We start from the raw sequence: 16,390 nt of genomic DNA, 5'->3' as shown, positions 1-16,390 counted from the left end.
TAACGGCTCGTGTGCGGGCGATGACACTGACGATGGTCGCCGTGATTGTCTGGGCGGCGCCGATGGGGTGGGTGCCGTTCGCGATGGCAGGCCCATCGGCGGATATCGCATTGCCGCGTGCACATGCCCACAACGACTACATCCACGATCGCCCCTTGCGCGATGCGCTCACACAGCGGTTCACCAGCGTCGAGGCCGATGTGTACCCGGGATATACCGGTTCCGGCGGCGGCCTGCGGGTCGCGCATTTCCCCTGGGAGATCCGCCATGGCCGGACACTCGACACCATGTATCTGCAGGAGCTCGACAAGATCGTCCACGATAACGGCGGAACAGTGCTCTCGGGATACCAGGGGGAATTCCAGTTGATGATCGAGTTCAAGTTCGATCCGATGACGTGCTACCGGGAACTGGAGGCCTTGTTGCACAAGCCCGAGTACGCCGACCTCTTCACACGATTCGTCGACGGCCACGTGGTACGTGGTCCTGTCACTGTGGTGATTCTGCCCGCCTTCGTCGACGGAAGCGAGTTGCGGGACGTGATGGCCGCACAGCCGTCTCGGCAAGCCTTCCTGGTGGGCTCATTCGGCGATCTCGGCAAGGGGTACTCCAGGGATCTCATGCCCGAAGTGAACGCCGATTGGGCCGCAGAGTTCTCCTGGAACGGTGTGGGACCGATGCCTGCTGCCGAGCATCAGAAGCTTGTCGCTCTCGTCCAGCGGGCACATGCCGAGGGTAAGCGAGTGCGCTTCTGGGGCGCACCCGACGATCCAGGCGCGGCACGACAGGCGGTCTGGGACGAGCTCTTCGATGTCGGTGTCGATCGGATCGCCACCGACCATCTATCCGACCTCGCCGAATACCTGTCGAGACGCTCATAGGCGGTTGTCGACCAGTTCTCAGGGCGGTCGGCGGCGGGAGCGATACCCGCTCCGGTCGTAGGAAGCCGATGGGGGACCAGCGTGTTCTTCCGCTACTGCCGAGGAATTGATGGCAAGCGCCCTCAATCTTCGGAATCCTACGGTGGATGTCCCTTGGTCCCGATCCCGCTGCTCTGATCGGCCGGATCGGCATCGAAGTGGGGCAACGTCGTGCGATTCGGGCTGCGGGCAGGAACGGGTATACCCCCTTGGGGTGAGTGCGTAGGGTGCGCGAGGCGCGCTTATGATTGCGGTGTGATTGTTCGGCGCCTCCCGTCCCTGATACCAGGGGTATCCCGGGTGCCGGGCCTGTTGGTGCTGCTGCTCGGCATTGTCGCTATGCATATCGGCGTGCTCTGGAGTCATTCCGACGCGGGCCCCGGCGCGCACGGGGCGGCCGAACCCGCTGCCGCGGTGATGCGAATGGCTGATCACGGCTTGCCTCCTGATCCGGCGCCGAGGAACGATCACTACGACGTCGGGCACGAAGTGATGCACGCGTGTGTGTTCATTCTGTCCCATATGACCCTGGCGATCGGTCTCGCGCTGCTCTACTGGTTCGGGACCGGTGCCGAAGGCAGTCGTCTTCCGGGGCCTCATTACCGTCGAGTGGACCACGAGCGTTCACCACCATGGACGGTGCCCTCCCTGGCCGAGTTATCGATCCTGCGGATCTGACAGAGCCCATCGCTTCCACGCGCCGAGCGCTGTGGAGGCGATTTCTCCTGTCCTGAGCCGGTATACCGGCGAATTTTCCGCGGAAAGCGGCCGCTGCCGGCCCGCGGCGATCGGTGCGGAGCATGTACCGATCCGCCCGCTGGACCTGGCTGTGCCGACGATCCCGATACCCATGGCATCGAGCCATCGCATCGAACGGGATCCCGCACGCCCGTCGTCCCGAATGACGAGGGCGCAGCACTCGAACATCAGAAATCAGGGAGAACTCACCATGCTGTCCAGTCAGTCCCCGGACTCGACCCCGATGACCAGGCGCGGATTCCTTGCCCTCGGCGCTGGTGCCACTGTGGCCACCGCTCTCGCCGCCTGTGGTAAAGATGCGCAGACCCCGGCCACCCTTGTCCAGCCCGATTCCGATGCGGTCCTGACCGCGGAGAACAACCGCCGAGCTGCTTCGGCGGCAGTCAGGGAAGTCGCACTCCGTGCCGAGCGAACCACGGTGGATCTCGGTGGCATTCAGGTGCCGACCTGGACCTATGACGGTCTGCTCCCCGGCAGGGAGATCCGTCTTACGCGCGGTGAAGTGCTGCGGGCAGAGTTCACCAACGCGTTGCCCGCCCCGTCGACGATCCACTGGCACGGCATCGCACTGCGCAATGATATGGACGGTATGCCCGGCGTGACCCAGCCGCCCGTGCTGCCTGGCAGCGGCTTCCGTTATGAGTTCACCGTGCCCGACGCCGGTACCTATTTCTTCCATCCGCACGTCGGGGTCCAGCTCGACCGAGGGCTCTACGCACCGTTGATCGTCGAAGATCCCGCGGACGGCGCCGACTACGACCTGGAGGCCGTCCTCGTCTTGGACGATTGGCTCGACGGCATCGATGGCCGCGATCCGGACGAGCAACTGCGGCAGTTGCGGGCCAAGGGCATGTCGGGAATGAGTATGGGCGGCGGGATGAGCCACAGCGGTATGCATACGGACGGTTCGTCGGGGATGTCGATGCCCACCGGCCCCCGTGCACCGCTGGGGCCGGACACCGGTGACGTGAGTTACCCGCTCTACCTGATCAACGGCCGGATCGGTATCGATCCGGTGACCTTGACCGGACGACCGGGGCAGCGGATGCGGCTGCGGATCATCAACGCCGCCGCGGATACCGCCTTCCGGGTGGCGGTCGGTGGCCACCAGCTGCGTGTCACCCACAGCGACGGCTTCCCGGTGCAACCGGTCACAGGTGCGAACCTGCTGCTCGGCATGGGCGAACGGTATGACGCGATCATCGACTTGGCCGACGGGGTATTCCCGCTGATCGCCTCCGCCGAAGGAAAGTCCGGCCAAGGATTCGCCCTGATCCGCACCGGCGGTGGTACCGCACCCGCAGCGGATATCCGTCCGGTCGAACTCGATGGTCGTCCGATCACTGCCGACGAGCTGGTCGCCGTCGAAGAGGTACGGTTGCCGAATCGTGAACCGGACAAAACGCTCGACCTCACACTCGGTTCCGATACCGACAAGTATCTCTGGACCATCGACGGAAAGGCGTTCCCCGAGCATACGGAGCTGAATGTCACCGCGGGGCAAAGGATCCGGTTGCGCTTTGTCAACAACACGATGATGTTCCACCCGATGCATCTGCACGGCCACACGTTCCAAGTGCACAACTCCGCAGGTAACGGACCACGTAAGGACACTTCGCTGGTATTGCCGATGCGAACCGTCGAAGTCGATGTGGACACCGATAACCCGGGGCAGTGGATGGTGCACTGCCACAATGCCTACCACGCGGAAGCGGGGATGATGAGCGTGCTGTCGTACGTGCGTCGACCTTGAAACGGCTGCCACCGCCCCGCGCCGCTGTTCGTAGTCCCTATCGCACTGCCTACCCCGAGATCGATCTCGCCGCTGCCCGGCGGCGAGATCGCTCGGGGCCGGTAGCCAGCCGCAGGCGATAGTCGGCCACGGGCCAGGTGGCAGCCGCCGTAGGCGAGGATGCCGATCGCCTGCCCGGAGCAGCTCGATCTATGGCTACGAGTCGCTGATCAGGGTTGTTTCCGGGCGGCCGGGCGGGGGGATCGACACCCCACCCGGACCGCATAGGAGTTCTATCAGCTTCCGGTCGGCGAATCAGGGATTTCCGGTCGTCTCACTAGAATGAGGCGACCGTATTCGTTCGCTTCCGGGAGTCAGTCGTGACCATTCAGCCCGTTCGCCTGTTCGGCGACCCGATCTTGCGTGCCCGCGCCGCGGAGGTCACCGTGTTCGACCGTGAGCTGCGGCAGCTGGTCACCGACCTGACCGAGACCATGCACGACGACGGTGGGGTCGGTATGGCCGCGCCACAGATCGGGGTCGGCCTGCGGGTATTCGTCTACGACACCGGAGATGCCGCCGGGCACCTGATCAACCCGCAATGGGAAGTTGTCGGCGATGAGGAACAGGTCGGCCCGGAGGGGTGTCTGTCGATCCCAGGCCTGCGCTATGACACGCGGCGGGCGTTGCGTGTGCGCGTGTCCGGCGTCGATCTCGACGGCACCGCGGTCACATTCGAGGCCGAGGGGTTGCTGGCACGGTGCGTGCAGCATGAGACCGATCACCTGGACGGTGTGCTGTTCATCGATCGGCTCGACCCGGCCCAGCGTAAGGAAGCGATGCGGGTCATTCGGGAATCCGATTGGTTCGCGGCGGGGCCGACGATGCGCCCGACGCGCGCGCTGAGCGATGCGGGCCGATCCGATCTGTTCGGACTGGGGCGCTGATGCGCGTCGTCTTCGCGGGCACCCCCGAACCGGCAGTACCGTCGCTGCGGTGTTTGCTCGAATCGTCACGCCATGAGGTGATCGCGGTGCTGACCCGGCCCGACGCGGTGGCCGGACGCGGCAGGAAGGTGACTCGGTCACCGGTCGCCAGGCTGGCCGACGAACACGGCATTCCGGTGTTCACCCCACAGCGTCCGACAGATCCGGAGTTCATCGCGCAGCTCACCGAACTGGCCCCGGACTGCTGTCCGGTCGTGGCCTATGGTGCGCTGCTGCCACAGCCGGTGCTCGATATCCCGCGCTTCGGCTGGATCAACCTGCACTTCTCGCTGCTGCCTGCCTGGCGAGGGGCCGCGCCGGTGCAGGCGGCGATCGATGCGGGCGATGAGATCACCGGAGCGTCCACTTTCCAGATCGAGGCCGGATTGGACACCGGCCCGGTGTTCGGCATGGTGACCGAAAAGATCTCGGTCACCGACACCGCCGGGATACTGCTGCAACGGCTGGCCGACAGTGGGGCCGGGCTGCTGGAAGCGACGCTGGACGGAGTGGAGGACGGCACCGTGCGAGCGATCGCGCAGTCGACGGAGGGAGTGTCGTACGCGCCTAAGCTCGGCGTCGAGGACGGGCATATTCGGTGGGATCAGCCCGCGCTGGCCATCAGCAGGCGGATCCGTGCGGTGACCCCGGCGCCAGGTGCGTGGACCGAGATCGGTGGAACTCGGGTGAAGCTCGGCCCGGTCGAGTTGGTCGAAGAGGTATTGCCGGAGCGAGTGGTCGAAGTCCGCAAGTCGGGCGTCTACCTCGGCACCGCGACTACCGCGGTGCGGCTAGGCCAGGTACAGCCGCAAGGCAAGCGGATGATGGCCGCGCTCGACTGGGCGCGTGGCGCCCGGCTGCAGCCGGGCACGGTGGGCGAATGAGCTCGCGTGGCAATCGTTCCGGCGCGGACGACGAGCGCGGCGGACGACGGGATGAACAGACCGGCGCACCGGAGCGCGCGACTCGATCCGGCCGGCCGAACCGGTCCACCGAGCCGGGGCGAGTCCGTGCGCGGGATGCCTCGCCGCGCGCGGCACGGCAGCAAGACCGCGGCGGTACGGGCCGGTCGCAGCCCACTGAGCAACGGTCCACGAACGGTAGGGATAAGCGCGATCGTGCGGAGCAGCGCGCACCGGGGGGACAGCAACGCTCGGAGGCGGGCAGGCGGGATCGTGCTACGCAGCGGCGCTCGGCTCGTACCGGATCGAAAGCGGTAACGCGACAAGGACCACGGGCTACCGGCGGATCGGCCCGTGGGGAAGCGGTCGATCCGCCGCGGTCGGTCGCGTGGGAGGTGCTGCGCGCGGTCCGCGAGCGGGACGCCTACGCCAATCTCGTCCTGCCCGTACTGCTGCGGGAACGGGGATTGTCCGGACGCGACGCGGCATTGGCGACCGAACTCGCCTATGGCGCGTGCCGGTCGCTCGGTCTGCTCGACGCGGTGATCGCGGAAGGGGCAGGCAGGCCGATCGACGAGATCGACGGACCGCTGCTCGACGTATTGCGGCTCGGTGTCTATCAGCTGTTGCGGACCAGGATCGGCGCACATGCCGCTGTCGATACCTCGGTGGCCTTGGCCCGCACCGAATTCGGCGCTGGTAAGGCGGGTTTCGTCAACGCTGTACTGCGGCGGGCGGGGGAGAAGAGCATCGAGCAGTGGATCGAGGCGCTCGCTCCTGCCGACCCGGTAGGTCGATCGGCCTTCGAATACGCGCATCCGGTGTGGATCGCGCAGGCGTTCGCCGATGCCCTCGGCGCACGGGCGGGAGAACTGCCCGAGGCGCTCGCCGCCGATGACGCTCGTCCGCTGGTGCATCTGGTAGCCAGACCCGGCGACATCACTGCGGAGGAACTCGCGCTGGTGACCGGCGGTACGGAAGGACAGTGGTCGCCGTATGCGGTGTATCTGGACGGTGGCGACCCCGGCAAGCTAGAGCCGGTGCGGGCCGGGATGGCAGCCGTCCAAGACGAAGGCAGCCAGTTGGTGGCGCTCGCGCTGACCCGGGCTCCGCTCGACGGCCCCGATACCGGCCGGTGGCTCGATCTGTGTGCGGGACCAGGGGGTAAGGCCGCGTTACTTGGAGCGATCGCCGCGATCGACGGTTTCCGGGTGGATGCGGTCGAGCCCGCCGAACATCGTGCTGAACTGGTGCGTAAGGCGGTACACGAGCTCCCGGTCGATGTCCATATCGCCGACGGCAGGGACAGCGGGTTGTCTCCCGGATACGACCGCATCCTGGTGGATGCCCCGTGCTCCGGTCTCGGCGCGCTACGACGCAGACCGGAAGCACGGTGGCGGCGTACTCCGGCTGATGTTCGCGAGCTGGTCGTATTACAACGTGAACTGCTCAGCGCCGCGTGGGACCTGCTGCGCCCCGGCGGGGTCGTGGTGTACTCCACGTGTTCACCGCATCTCCCGGAGACCGTGTCGATCGTCGCCGACGCCGTGCGCAGACTCGGTGCGCAGCAGGTGGATACCAGGGAGCTGCTGCCAGGTGTCACCGATGTGGGAGACGGACCAGGAGCACAGCTGTGGCCGCACCGACACGGCACCGATGCCATGTTCCTTGCCGCGTTGCGTAAGCCACGCTGAGTTCACGTCGGCTGCGCGGCTCCAGCCGCGCAGCCGGGTCCGGTTATTCCCGGCTGGACTGTTCGCGCAGGCGAGCAAGTGTTTTCGCGAGGATACGCGATACGTGCATCTGGGAGATGCCCATCTGCTGGGCGATCTGGGTCTGGGTCATCGATTCGAAGAACCGCATGGTGAGAATGCGGCGTTCCCGCTCGGGCAGCCCGGCCAGCAGTGGCCGGATCGCGACATACTCCTCGACCCGGTCGAACTGGGACTCTTCCTCGCCGAGGGTATCAAGCAGTGAGGCCTCGGTTTCGCGGCCGAGTGCGGCCGCATCGATCGAACTGGGCTGGTACGCGTTGCCCGCGATAACAGCCTGGGTCACCTCGTCCGGTTCTACTCCGAGTTCCGCCGCGATCTCTTTGGCGGTCGGTGAGCGGCCGAGGGACTGGGAGAGCGAGTCGATCGCCGCGCCGATGCGCAGATGAGTCTCCTTGACCCGTCTCGGCACACGCATAGCCCACGTATTGTCGCGGAAGTACCGGCGGACTTCGCCCATGATGGTCGGCACCGCGAAGGACAGGAAGTTGGAACCCCGCTCGACATCGAAGCGGTCCACCGCGTGCACCAGACCGACTCGGGCCACCTGGGTCAGATCGTCGAACGGCTCGCCACGCCCGCTGAACTTACGGGCGATGTGATCGGCGAGCGGAATACAGCGATTGATCAGTTCCGCGCGCAGTGCGGCATGCCGTGCTGTCCCGGACTCCGCGGCAGCGAGCTGCTGGAAGAGTACGCCGACATCGTCGTAACCGGGTACCGCGTCGGAATCCTCCAGGGTTTCGCCGTCCTCGGTGTCCGCTGTTGTGGTCGGCGTATCGGCATCGTCTTCTTGCCGGGGGTCGAACACGGTATTCTCGTCCGCCACTACGCTTTCCCTCGAGCCCGACGGAACTGCACCGTCGTCGGATATCCGGAAACTGCCGTATCGAACGAATCCTGGGTCGCGTCCACCGTGTCGGTGAGCGTGCGCAGTACATGCCAGCCGAAGCTGTGCTGGTCGGGTAGCCCCTGCTTGTCCGCAACGCCGTCGACCCGGACGAGGAGTTCGGTATCACCCACGGTGAACCGGCAGTTCAGACTGGTTTCCGGAGCGGCGAGGGCGATCAGCGTCGAACAGACCTCATCGACGGCCAAGCGGATGTCGGCTACCTCGTCCAGCGTGAAATCGCTGAGTAGGACCAGGGTTTCGGCGAGCCCACGCACAATGGGCAGTTGTGTCACCGACGCAGCCACCCGAATCTCTACCGGAGTGCTGTAGAGCCCCTGTTCCGCCGAAATATTGATCACCCTATGCAGGCTACCCACTCTCGCGCCGGACAATCTCGACGCCCACTAGACTTCCGCGTTGTGCCCACCCAGAGCTACCCGCGCCCGCCCGCGCCGATGATCGCCCCGTCCATTCTGTCCGCTGATTTCGCGCGCCTGGCCGATGAGGTGGCGGCCGTGGCAGGCGCCGACTGGTTACATGTCGACGTGATGGACGCGCACTTCGTGCCGAATCTCACCATCGGCCTTCCTGTGGTCGAAAGCCTGTTGAAGGTGACCGATATCCCGCTGGACTGTCACCTGATGATCGAGGACCCCGGCCGCTGGGCTCCGCCGTACGCGGAGGCGGGTGCGCACAATGTGACCTTTCACGCGGAAGCCACCGATGACCCGATCGCGGTCGCACGCGATATCCGCGCCGCGGGCGCCAAGGCCGGGCTCTCGGTGAAGCCGGGCACACCGATCGAGCCCTATCTCGAGATCCTGCGTGAGTTCGACACATTGCTGGTGATGAGCGTGGAGCCCGGATTCGGTGGACAGTCGTTCATCCCGCAGGTGCTGGAGAAGGCGCGCATCGTGCGCAACCTGGTCGATTCCGGTGAGTTGCGTCTGCTGGTCGAGATCGACGGCGGTATCAACACCGACACCATCGAAGCGGCGGCGGAAGCGGGGGTCGACTGTTTCGTGGCCGGGTCCGCGGTCTACAACACCGCCGACCCCGCGGGCACTGTACAGGCGTTACGCGGGCAGGCGGCATCGGTACATCCGCACTGACGGGGTTATCCGCCGGGAGCCCGTTGAGCTATTCGCCTCGGATTTCGCACGCGGTGACGGTGCGCATCGCCGCGATCACCGTATCCAGCGATGGTCGGCGCGCGATGCTCTCCGGTGATCGGATCCAGATCCGGTAACCGGTGCGTTCGTCATCCGGAGAGGGCAGCACGACCTGGCAGCCCGCCCCGGCCACCGTGACATACAGCCGGAACAGCTCGGCCGAGACCGAGGTGCTCAGCGGGCCGGGCCGGGCAGGTCCGGTGAGGAAGGTCCACCGCCTGGCTCTGGGATGGTCGATGACCGGACCGGCGATTCCCTCGTGGGTCAGGCGCCGCAGTACCTGTTCGCCGAGTTCGGTAGGCATGCTGATGGCGCCGTAGTCGATGCCGATACGCAGCAGGATGTGGCGTGAGCCCGGATCCAATGTCGCGGGAAGGCGGAGTTCACGGACATACCGCACACATCGCGCTTCCGGGGTCGAATCGAGAGAAGTGATCATTGCGCGCCCCCAACTGTGCAGAACTCGTTCTTTCCCACCGTTGTTTTCCTCGGGTAGTTGAGCATGGTGCGTCGGGTTTCGTGGTGTCACCACATAGCTCCAGGGCGGTGCCGGTGCGTGAAACGACTCGTGTCGACCGTTGAACGGGCAAGTCGGCCGTACAACGATATCGCTTCTGGTGTCTTTCGCGTGTGAATACGCGGTGTGGTCGTGTCCGGAGCGGGGTGCACAACGCTCGCTGTCGCCGCGCTGCGGCGGCGATAGCTCGAGTCGATAGTCTGGATACCGAACAGACACGGACGTCGTTGCCGGTGTCCGCATCGTCCGGCACCAGGTGACAGCGACGACCGGGTGATAACGATGGGACAGGAGTCAGGGCACATGTTCACAGGCATCGTCGAGGAACTCGGCGAGATCGTCGCCAGCGAGCAGCTGGCCGATGCCGCGCGGCTGACGATCAAGGGCAAGCTGGTGACCTCCGATGCCGGACACGGTGATTCGATAGCCGTGAACGGGGTGTGCCTGACCGTCGTCGACGTGGTCGACGCGGACTCGTTCACCGTCGATGTCATGGCGGAGACGCTCAACCGTTCCAGCATCGGCGCACTAGGGCTCGGCGACAAGGTGAACCTGGAGCGCGCCGCGGCGCTGAACAGCAGGCTCGGCGGCCACCTCGTCCAAGGGCATGTCGACGGTACCGGCGCCGTACTCGCGCGTACTCCGTCGGAGAACTGGGACGTGGTGCGGATCTCGCTGCCGGGGAACCTTGCCCGCTATGTGGTGGAGAAAGGCTCGATCACCGTCGACGGTATCTCGCTCACCGTATCCGCTCTCGGCATCTCGGAGGCACCGAGCGAGAACGGCGACCGGGACTGGTTCGAGGTCTCCCTCATTCCGACCACACTCTCGCTGACCAACCTCGGCGCGGCCCCTGTCGGGGCTATGGTGAACCTGGAAGTCGATGTCATCGCCAAGTACGTCGAACGCCTCCAGCAACGCGGCTGAGCGGTCCGAGACAGTGCGGTTCGGGACAGTGCGACGGGAGGTCGGGTCCGCGGCGTCCTGCCTCGGAACCGGTCCATGCGTATCCGGGGGGCTGCGCGCGGACCAGCGTTTCCCGCGGCCGTGCCGAGCCGGTCGAATGGTCCCCGGGGTAGTGCACATGCGCAATCCTGCGGTGCCGCAGGTGGGACAAATAGCGCACAGTACTGTGGTGTGGCACCTATTCCTAGATGGAGCACAGCAGACGTGACCAGGTTCGACAGCATCGAGCGCGCAGTCGCCGACATCGCCGCTGGTAAAGCGGTTGTCGTCGTCGACGATGAAGACCGGGAGAACGAGGGCGACCTCATCTTCGCAGCGGAGAAGGCGACCCCGGAGCTGGTCGCCTTCATGATCCGTTACACCTCCGGCTATATCTGCGTCCCGCTTACCGGCGACGATTGTGATCGGCTCGGCCTTCCGCCGATGTACGCGATGAACCAGGACAAGCACGGCACCGCCTACACCGTCTCGGTGGACGCGCGGGAGGGCATCACCACCGGGATCTCCGGCGCCGACCGCGCGACCACCATGCGGCTGCTGGCCGATGCCGAGGCGAAAGCCGACGATTTCACCAGGCCCGGTCATGTGGTGCCGTTACGTGCCAAGGACGGCGGTGTGCTGCGCCGCCCCGGCCATACCGAGGCTGCCGTCGACCTCGCGCGGATGGCAGGCTTGCGTCCCGCGGGCGTGATCTGTGAGATCGTCAGCCAGAAGGACGAGGGCCATATGGCCCGCACCGAAGAGCTGCGCGTATTCGCCGATGAGCACGAACTCGCGCTGATCTCCATCGCCGATATGATCGCGTGGCGGCGCAAGCACGAGAAGCACGTGGTTCGGGTCGCCGAGGCGCGTATCCCCACGGCGCACGGTGAGTTCAAGGCTGTCGGCTACCAGAGCATCTACGACGAGGTCGAACATGTCGCGCTGGTGCGCGGCGATATCAGCGACGGCGAGGACGTTCTGGTACGCGTGCATTCGGAGTGTCTGACCGGGGATGTGTTCGGCTCGCTGCGCTGCGACTGCGGTCCGCAACTGGAGGCCGCGCTGGAGATGGTCGCGGCCGAGGGCCGTGGTGTCGTGCTGTACATGCGCGGCCACGAGGGCCGTGGCATCGGCTTGATGCACAAATTGCAGGCGTATCAGCTACAGGATTCCGGTCACGATACGGTCGACGCGAATCTGCGGCTCGGCTTGCCTGCCGATGCCCGTGACTACGGCACCGGCGCGCAGATCCTGGTCGATCTCGGCATCAGCTCGATGCGGTTGCTCACCAACAATCCGGCCAAGCGGGTCGGTTTGGACGGTTACGGCCTGCGGATCACCGAACGGGTGCCGATGCCGTTGCGCGCCAATTCGGAAAACCTGCACTATCTGCGTACGAAGCGGGACCGGATGGGACATGACCTGATCGGTCTCGACGAGCTGGATCTGGAAGAACTGGATCTCGGTGAGACGGCACCCTGACCCCTGCGAGCAGACTCCGAAAGGCGGATATCGATGAGTGGTACCGGGGTACCGACCTTCGCTCTTGCCGATGCCAAGGCACTCACCATGGGCATCGTCGCCTCGCGTTGGCACACGCAGATCTGCGACACCTTGGTCGCGAATGCCGAGCGGGTGGCCAAGGATGTCGGCGTCGAGCAGATCACGATAGTGCGCTGCGCCGGCGCTATGGAACTGCCGGTGGTGGCGCAGGAACTGGCCAGGACCCACGATGCGGTGGTCGCGCTCGGTGTGGTCATCCGTGGTGAAACACCGCATTTCGAGTACGTCTGTGATGCCGTGACCGCTGGGCTCACCCGGGTTTCCCTCGACGAGGGCACTCCGGTGGCCAATGGGGTACTGACCACGAACAACGAACAGCAGGCGCTGGATCGAGCCGGACTGCCCGATTCCTCGGAGAACAAGGGCGAGCAGGCCGCTGCCGCGGCATTGGACGCTGCTCTGACGCTGCGCACACTGCGCCAGAGCGCACAGTGATGGCGAGCAAAGGGCTGTCCCGGAAAAACGCGGAGAAGCCCGCGGCATCCGGTGCGGCGCCCGAGTGGGAGTTCGAGGTACGGCCGCGGCGCGCGGTGCGGACCTCCTGGATCGTGGCGATACTGATCGCGGTCGTGTTCACCGTGGGTGGTGTCACGCTGCGCACCGGCTCGACCGGTGTCAACTTCCGGTTCGTCGATCAGATCGCGATGATCGTGGTCGGCATTCTCGGTGGCGCGGCGGTGCTGCTGTTGACCAAGCCGAGAGTGCGGGCAGGCGCACACGGTGTCACTGTGCGGAATGTGATGGGCGATAAGGACTTCTCCTGGGAATATGTTCGGGGCGTTTCGTTCCCGGATCGGAAATCCTGGGCGCGTCTGGAATTGGTCCACGACGAATACGTCCCCTTGATGGCTATTCGCTCCAATGACAAGGAGCACGCGATGCGCGCTATGGATCAGTTGCGCGAACTCATCGCGAAGTATTCCGAAAGTGCTTGATCGCCCGAGAATGCGCCTTTGGTATTCGTTCGGTCCGGCGATCTCACATCGCTCCGGGTTCCGGTCTAGTCTCCCGGTATGGAGCCGGGTGCATTCGTGCTGGCGGAGGCGTTCGCCGATGATCCGCTGATGTCCTATTTCTGGCCGCGGACGCAGCGGCGGCGAAGGGCATTGCCGCTGTTCTGGAGTTCGCGTATTGCCTCGCGCAGGCGAAACGGGCTGGTCGATCTCGCATACGATGCGGAGGGCAAGCTCGCCTGTGTGGCGTTGTGGGAACCTGCGGGGGTGGTCTCGTCGATGGCGAAGCCGCTGACATTGCTGCGCGCCACGGGGCGTGGCACCGTGCGTGTCTTGGCGGCCGCGCGGCAGCTGGATCAAGCCCGGCACGGCACGCCGCAGTGGTATCTCGCCGCGATCGGTACATTGCCACGTGCCCAGGGGCGAGGTCTGGCAGCCCAGCTGATCCAGCGGCGGCTACCCTCTGCGGGACAGCCGTGCTTCTTGATCGCGAACAGTCGTGATCTCGTGCCGTTCTACCAGCGATTCGGTTTCGAGCCGCAGGGTGCGTTGCCGATCGGCCACGGTCCGGTCGTGTATCCGATGGTGCGGACATAACGCAGGTTCGCTCATGGCAGCACGCTCAGCGGCTATCGCCGAGGACCGTGCCCACACGGCGGGGGTCGGCTCCGCCGATCCAGCCGCCCACGGTCTCGTGTTCCAGGACGCCGAGACCGCTGGATTGCGGTGCGACCGAGACCTGGTGGCCGAGTGCGCGGAGCCGGAGTACGAGTGGGTCGTCGGCACCGTTGTCGGTGGTATCGATCGCGGGATGCTCGCCACCGATACCGGTGGTGGGGTCGTTGCCTGCGCCGAATGCGACCGCGGAGACCGCCTGTTGTGGGTCGAGCCCCCAGTCGAGCATGTTGACCAGGGTTTTCACCACGAACTGGATGATAAGGGAACCGCCGGGTGATCCGACGATATGGGTGAGTTCGCCGCGTACGTCGTCGGTGGTCTTCGCGAATACCAAGGTGGGGCTCATCGAGCTGCGTGGGCGTTTGCGCGGCTGGACCCGATTGGCCACCGGCAGGCCGTCCGCGCCCAACGGGTCGGCGGCGAAATCGGTCAGCTGATTGTTCAGCAGGAAGCCGTCGACCATATGGAACGAACCGAACGCGGACTCGATACTGGTGGTCATCGCCGCGGCATTGCCGTAACGGTCGACCACCGAGATGTGGCTGGTGCCGTGCTCCGGCGGCTGCGGGCCGCTGCCCAGCGGGGCCGGGCCGAAATCGCCTGGCGGCGCGGTGCCCATACTGTGCGCGGGGTCGATCAGCAGGGCCCGCCGACGCAGGTAGTCCTGGTCCAGCAGGGTCCGAGCCGAATGCCCTGGCAGCGGAATGAAATCGGTATCGGCCAGATATTTGTCGCGGTCGGCGTAGGCGAGGCGCTCGGCCTCCGCGATGAGGTGTACGGCTTGGGCGGCAGGCTTTCCACCGTTGCGATCGATGGCGTCGGGAGGCATCGTGGCCAGATCGAAGTTCGCCAGGATGCCAAGGGTGGCGGCGACCGCGATACCACCGGAGGAGGGGGGCGGCATACCGCAGATCTCGTGTTCGCGATAGCCGGTGCACACCGCGGTGCGTTTTTTCGCTCGGTAGTCGTTCAGATCCGTGGTGGTGATCAGGCTCGGGGTGCGCCCGCCGGAGGCGCTGCCTGCGGCCGCGACGATATCGTCGGCGATGGCGCCGGTGTAGAAGGCCTGCGCGCCCTCTGTGGCGACGGCGCCGAGGGTTTTGGCCATGGCCGGATTGGTGAGCAGGGCACCGGCGGGTTTCGGGCTACCGTCAGGATCGAGAAAATATGCCCTGGCCGCCTCGTCGTTCGCGAGATCCTGCGCCGATTCCGCGAGCTGTGCCGCGAGGCGGGGACCGATCGGGAACCCGCGATCGGCCAGATCGATAGCGGGCTCGAACAACTCGCGCCAAGCGGTCCTGCCGTGCTCGTGGTGTGCCAGCTCGAGCATGCGCAGCACACCGGGAACCCCGATGGAACGGCCACTGGCACGCGGGCTCGGCTCCGGCTCGGCACGTTCGGTGTCACTGATCCAGCGCAGCGAGTTCTCGGTCGCGGCCGCGGGGGTCACCTCACGGCCGTCATAGGCGTCCACTGTGTGCGTGGCCGCGTCGTAGTAGAGCAGGAAAGCGCCTCCGCCGAGGCCGGATGCCTGCGGTTCGGTCAGCCCGAGCACAGTCTGTGCCGTGACCACGGCGTCCGCCGCGGTGCCGCCATCACGCAGTACCGCACATGCGGCCTCGGTCGCCATCGGGTCCGCGGTGACGACCGCGAATGTGTGGGTACGCACCGGCGTCATATCCGTGCGGTATCCGGTCGCGATTTCCGGAGCGGTTCTCAGTTCCCTGGTACTGCTGTCCGCCAGGGGGGTCCCTGACGTTGCTATCGGTGTGCCGTTCGGGATCGCCGCGCAGCTGCCTCCTGCTCGGTCCGTTCCCGGTGTACAGGCCGTGAGCATCGCGGTAGCCAGCACGGATACCGCCGCGATTGCTCGCCTGCGTCCCATATAGGGACTCTATCGCCGGGTACCGCTGATTTTGTCCGACTACTGCGTGTGCCGCGGATCTAGTGCTGGGCACCGTGATCCGTTCCATCCGCCGAAGTCGGAGTTGTCGAAGTCCGGGTTATCCGGGACGGAACCGTGTTACGGTCCGGCCAGGAGGTTCATCGGGTATATCGGTCAGGTCGGTACCAACGGGGGTGCGTCCATGAGCGCAGCGTGCTGTGGTGAGGAACCGGTCTTCGGTGCGGAAACGACCATGCCGGAGGCGGTTCGAGAGGCGAAGGAAGCCGTATGGGGTATGGCGGCGTTCGCGCTTGTCTACCCGGTGCTCATGGGGCTGACCCGTGGTGCGGACGCGGCAGCTACCGCGGCTACTCAATTCTGTGTCGCCTGGGCACTGGGTCTGCTGGTCTTCGGGTTCATCGAAGGAGCGCGCTCGGTGCGCACTCTGGTCATGGGTTTCGCGCTCCTGCAGGCTGTTGTCGGATGGTACGCGATCAATGATCTGGAGACGGTCCCGCCGCTGGCCGGTCTCGCCGCGGCGGGGTATTCGCTCGGCGCGTCGGCGGCTGTGCTGCGTCTGCTGAGCAGGCCGGAAGCCAAGGCATGGTTCGGTGCCCGGGCTCCTCGACCACCGGATAACGACGACTGGATAGCCACGACCGGGTAATGCGGCCGCTCTGGGCTGTCGGACCCGGTGGATAGGCTGGACGA

Annotated in this window: 17 protein-coding genes; 13 read left to right on the top strand and 4 right to left on the bottom strand. The window is 65.7% G+C overall.

Features of this window, described 5'->3' with window-relative positions; translation table 11 throughout:
• Positions 1-20: 20 nt before the first annotated feature.
• From ACL02S_RS04010 to ACL02S_RS03985, 6 genes are all read left to right on the top strand, one after another.
• Positions 21-881: a PI-PLC domain-containing protein gene (locus tag ACL02S_RS04010; protein ID WP_412800880.1), complete on the top strand. Its 861-nt coding sequence runs from the start codon at positions 21-23 to the stop codon at positions 879-881.
• A gap of 294 nt (positions 882-1,175) precedes the next feature.
• Positions 1,176-1,598 (top strand): DUF6153 family protein, encoded by a 423-nt coding sequence (locus tag ACL02S_RS04005; protein ID WP_412800879.1) that lies wholly within the window; start codon positions 1,176-1,178, stop codon positions 1,596-1,598.
• Positions 1,599-1,869: 271 nt separating this feature from the next.
• Complete coding sequence (locus ACL02S_RS04000) at positions 1,870-3,432, top strand: multicopper oxidase family protein (RefSeq protein ID WP_412800878.1); 1,563 nt, start codon at positions 1,870-1,872, stop codon at positions 3,430-3,432.
• A 359-nt stretch (positions 3,433-3,791) separates the two neighbouring features.
• Positions 3,792-4,358 carry a peptide deformylase gene (def, locus tag ACL02S_RS03995; protein ID WP_412800877.1) on the top strand — a complete coding sequence of 189 codons (567 nt, stop codon included), beginning with the start codon at positions 3,792-3,794 and terminating at the stop codon, positions 4,356-4,358.
• Complete coding sequence (gene fmt / locus ACL02S_RS03990; protein WP_412800876.1) at positions 4,358-5,281, top strand: methionyl-tRNA formyltransferase; 924 nt, start codon at positions 4,358-4,360, stop codon at positions 5,279-5,281. Before def ends, fmt begins: the two co-directional genes overlap by 1 nt.
• Complete coding sequence (locus ACL02S_RS03985; protein WP_412800875.1) at positions 5,278-6,993, top strand: RsmB/NOP family class I SAM-dependent RNA methyltransferase; 1,716 nt, start codon at positions 5,278-5,280, stop codon at positions 6,991-6,993. Before fmt ends, ACL02S_RS03985 begins: the two co-directional genes overlap by 4 nt.
• 43 nt (positions 6,994-7,036) lie before the next feature.
• On the opposite strand, the gene ACL02S_RS03980 is transcribed toward ACL02S_RS03985, so the two are convergent.
• Both ACL02S_RS03980 and ACL02S_RS03975 read right to left on the bottom strand, forming a co-directional pair.
• Entirely contained in the window at positions 7,037-7,900 is an 864-nt protein-coding gene (locus ACL02S_RS03980) for an RNA polymerase sigma factor SigF (RefSeq protein WP_412800874.1), read from the bottom strand.
• On the bottom strand, positions 7,900-8,322 hold the full coding sequence (locus ACL02S_RS03975) for an ATP-binding protein (protein ID WP_412800873.1): 423 nt from the start codon (positions 8,320-8,322) through the stop codon (positions 7,900-7,902). The genes ACL02S_RS03980 and ACL02S_RS03975 overlap by 1 nt, the downstream gene beginning before the upstream one ends.
• Positions 8,323-8,418: 96 nt before the next feature.
• On the opposite strand from ACL02S_RS03975, the gene rpe reads away from it, so the two are divergent.
• Complete coding sequence (gene rpe, locus ACL02S_RS03970; RefSeq protein ID WP_412801098.1) at positions 8,419-9,075, top strand: ribulose-phosphate 3-epimerase; 657 nt, start codon at positions 8,419-8,421, stop codon at positions 9,073-9,075.
• A gap of 28 nt (positions 9,076-9,103) precedes the next feature.
• On the opposite strand, the gene ACL02S_RS03965 is transcribed toward rpe, so the two are convergent.
• The gene (locus ACL02S_RS03965; protein ID WP_412800872.1) at positions 9,104-9,574 is read right to left on the bottom strand and encodes a hypothetical protein; all 471 of its coding nucleotides are present in this window, start codon (positions 9,572-9,574) and stop codon (positions 9,104-9,106) included.
• Between the two features lie 381 nt (positions 9,575-9,955).
• On the opposite strand from ACL02S_RS03965, the gene ACL02S_RS03960 reads away from it, so the two are divergent.
• The 5 genes from ACL02S_RS03960 (at position 9,956) to ACL02S_RS03940 (ending at position 13,713) form a co-directional block, all read left to right on the top strand.
• A complete protein-coding gene (locus ACL02S_RS03960; protein ID WP_412800871.1) occupies positions 9,956-10,579 on the top strand; it encodes a riboflavin synthase in 624 nt (207 codons plus the stop codon).
• Between the two features lie 243 nt (positions 10,580-10,822).
• Entirely contained in the window at positions 10,823-12,082 is a 1,260-nt protein-coding gene (locus ACL02S_RS03955; RefSeq protein ID WP_412800870.1) for a bifunctional 3,4-dihydroxy-2-butanone-4-phosphate synthase/GTP cyclohydrolase II, read from the top strand.
• Positions 12,083-12,115: 33 nt separating this feature from the next.
• The gene (ribH, locus tag ACL02S_RS03950; RefSeq protein WP_412800869.1) at positions 12,116-12,598 is read left to right on the top strand and encodes a 6,7-dimethyl-8-ribityllumazine synthase; all 483 of its coding nucleotides are present in this window, start codon (positions 12,116-12,118) and stop codon (positions 12,596-12,598) included.
• Positions 12,598-13,098: a PH domain-containing protein gene (locus ACL02S_RS03945; RefSeq protein WP_412800868.1), complete on the top strand. Its 501-nt coding sequence runs from the start codon at positions 12,598-12,600 to the stop codon at positions 13,096-13,098. The genes ribH and ACL02S_RS03945 overlap by 1 nt, the downstream gene beginning before the upstream one ends.
• 78 nt (positions 13,099-13,176) lie before the next feature.
• On the top strand, positions 13,177-13,713 hold the full coding sequence (locus ACL02S_RS03940) for a GNAT family N-acetyltransferase (protein WP_412800867.1): 537 nt from the start codon (positions 13,177-13,179) through the stop codon (positions 13,711-13,713).
• Between the two features lie 25 nt (positions 13,714-13,738).
• Here ACL02S_RS03940 and ACL02S_RS03935 read toward each other — a convergent pair whose 3' ends face one another.
• Complete coding sequence (locus ACL02S_RS03935) at positions 13,739-15,679, bottom strand: gamma-glutamyltransferase family protein (protein WP_412800866.1); 1,941 nt, start codon at positions 15,677-15,679, stop codon at positions 13,739-13,741.
• A gap of 202 nt (positions 15,680-15,881) precedes the next feature.
• Here ACL02S_RS03935 and ACL02S_RS03930 point away from each other — a divergent pair, with 202 nt between their 5' ends.
• Positions 15,882-16,346: a hypothetical protein gene (locus tag ACL02S_RS03930; RefSeq protein ID WP_412800865.1), complete on the top strand. Its 465-nt coding sequence runs from the start codon at positions 15,882-15,884 to the stop codon at positions 16,344-16,346.
• Positions 16,347-16,390: the final 44 nt, after the last annotated feature.

The organism is Nocardia spongicola, from assembly GCF_047200775.1.
Lineage (GTDB): Bacteria > Actinomycetota > Actinomycetes > Mycobacteriales > Mycobacteriaceae > Nocardia.
This window is presented reverse-complemented; position numbering and strand designations above follow the sequence as displayed.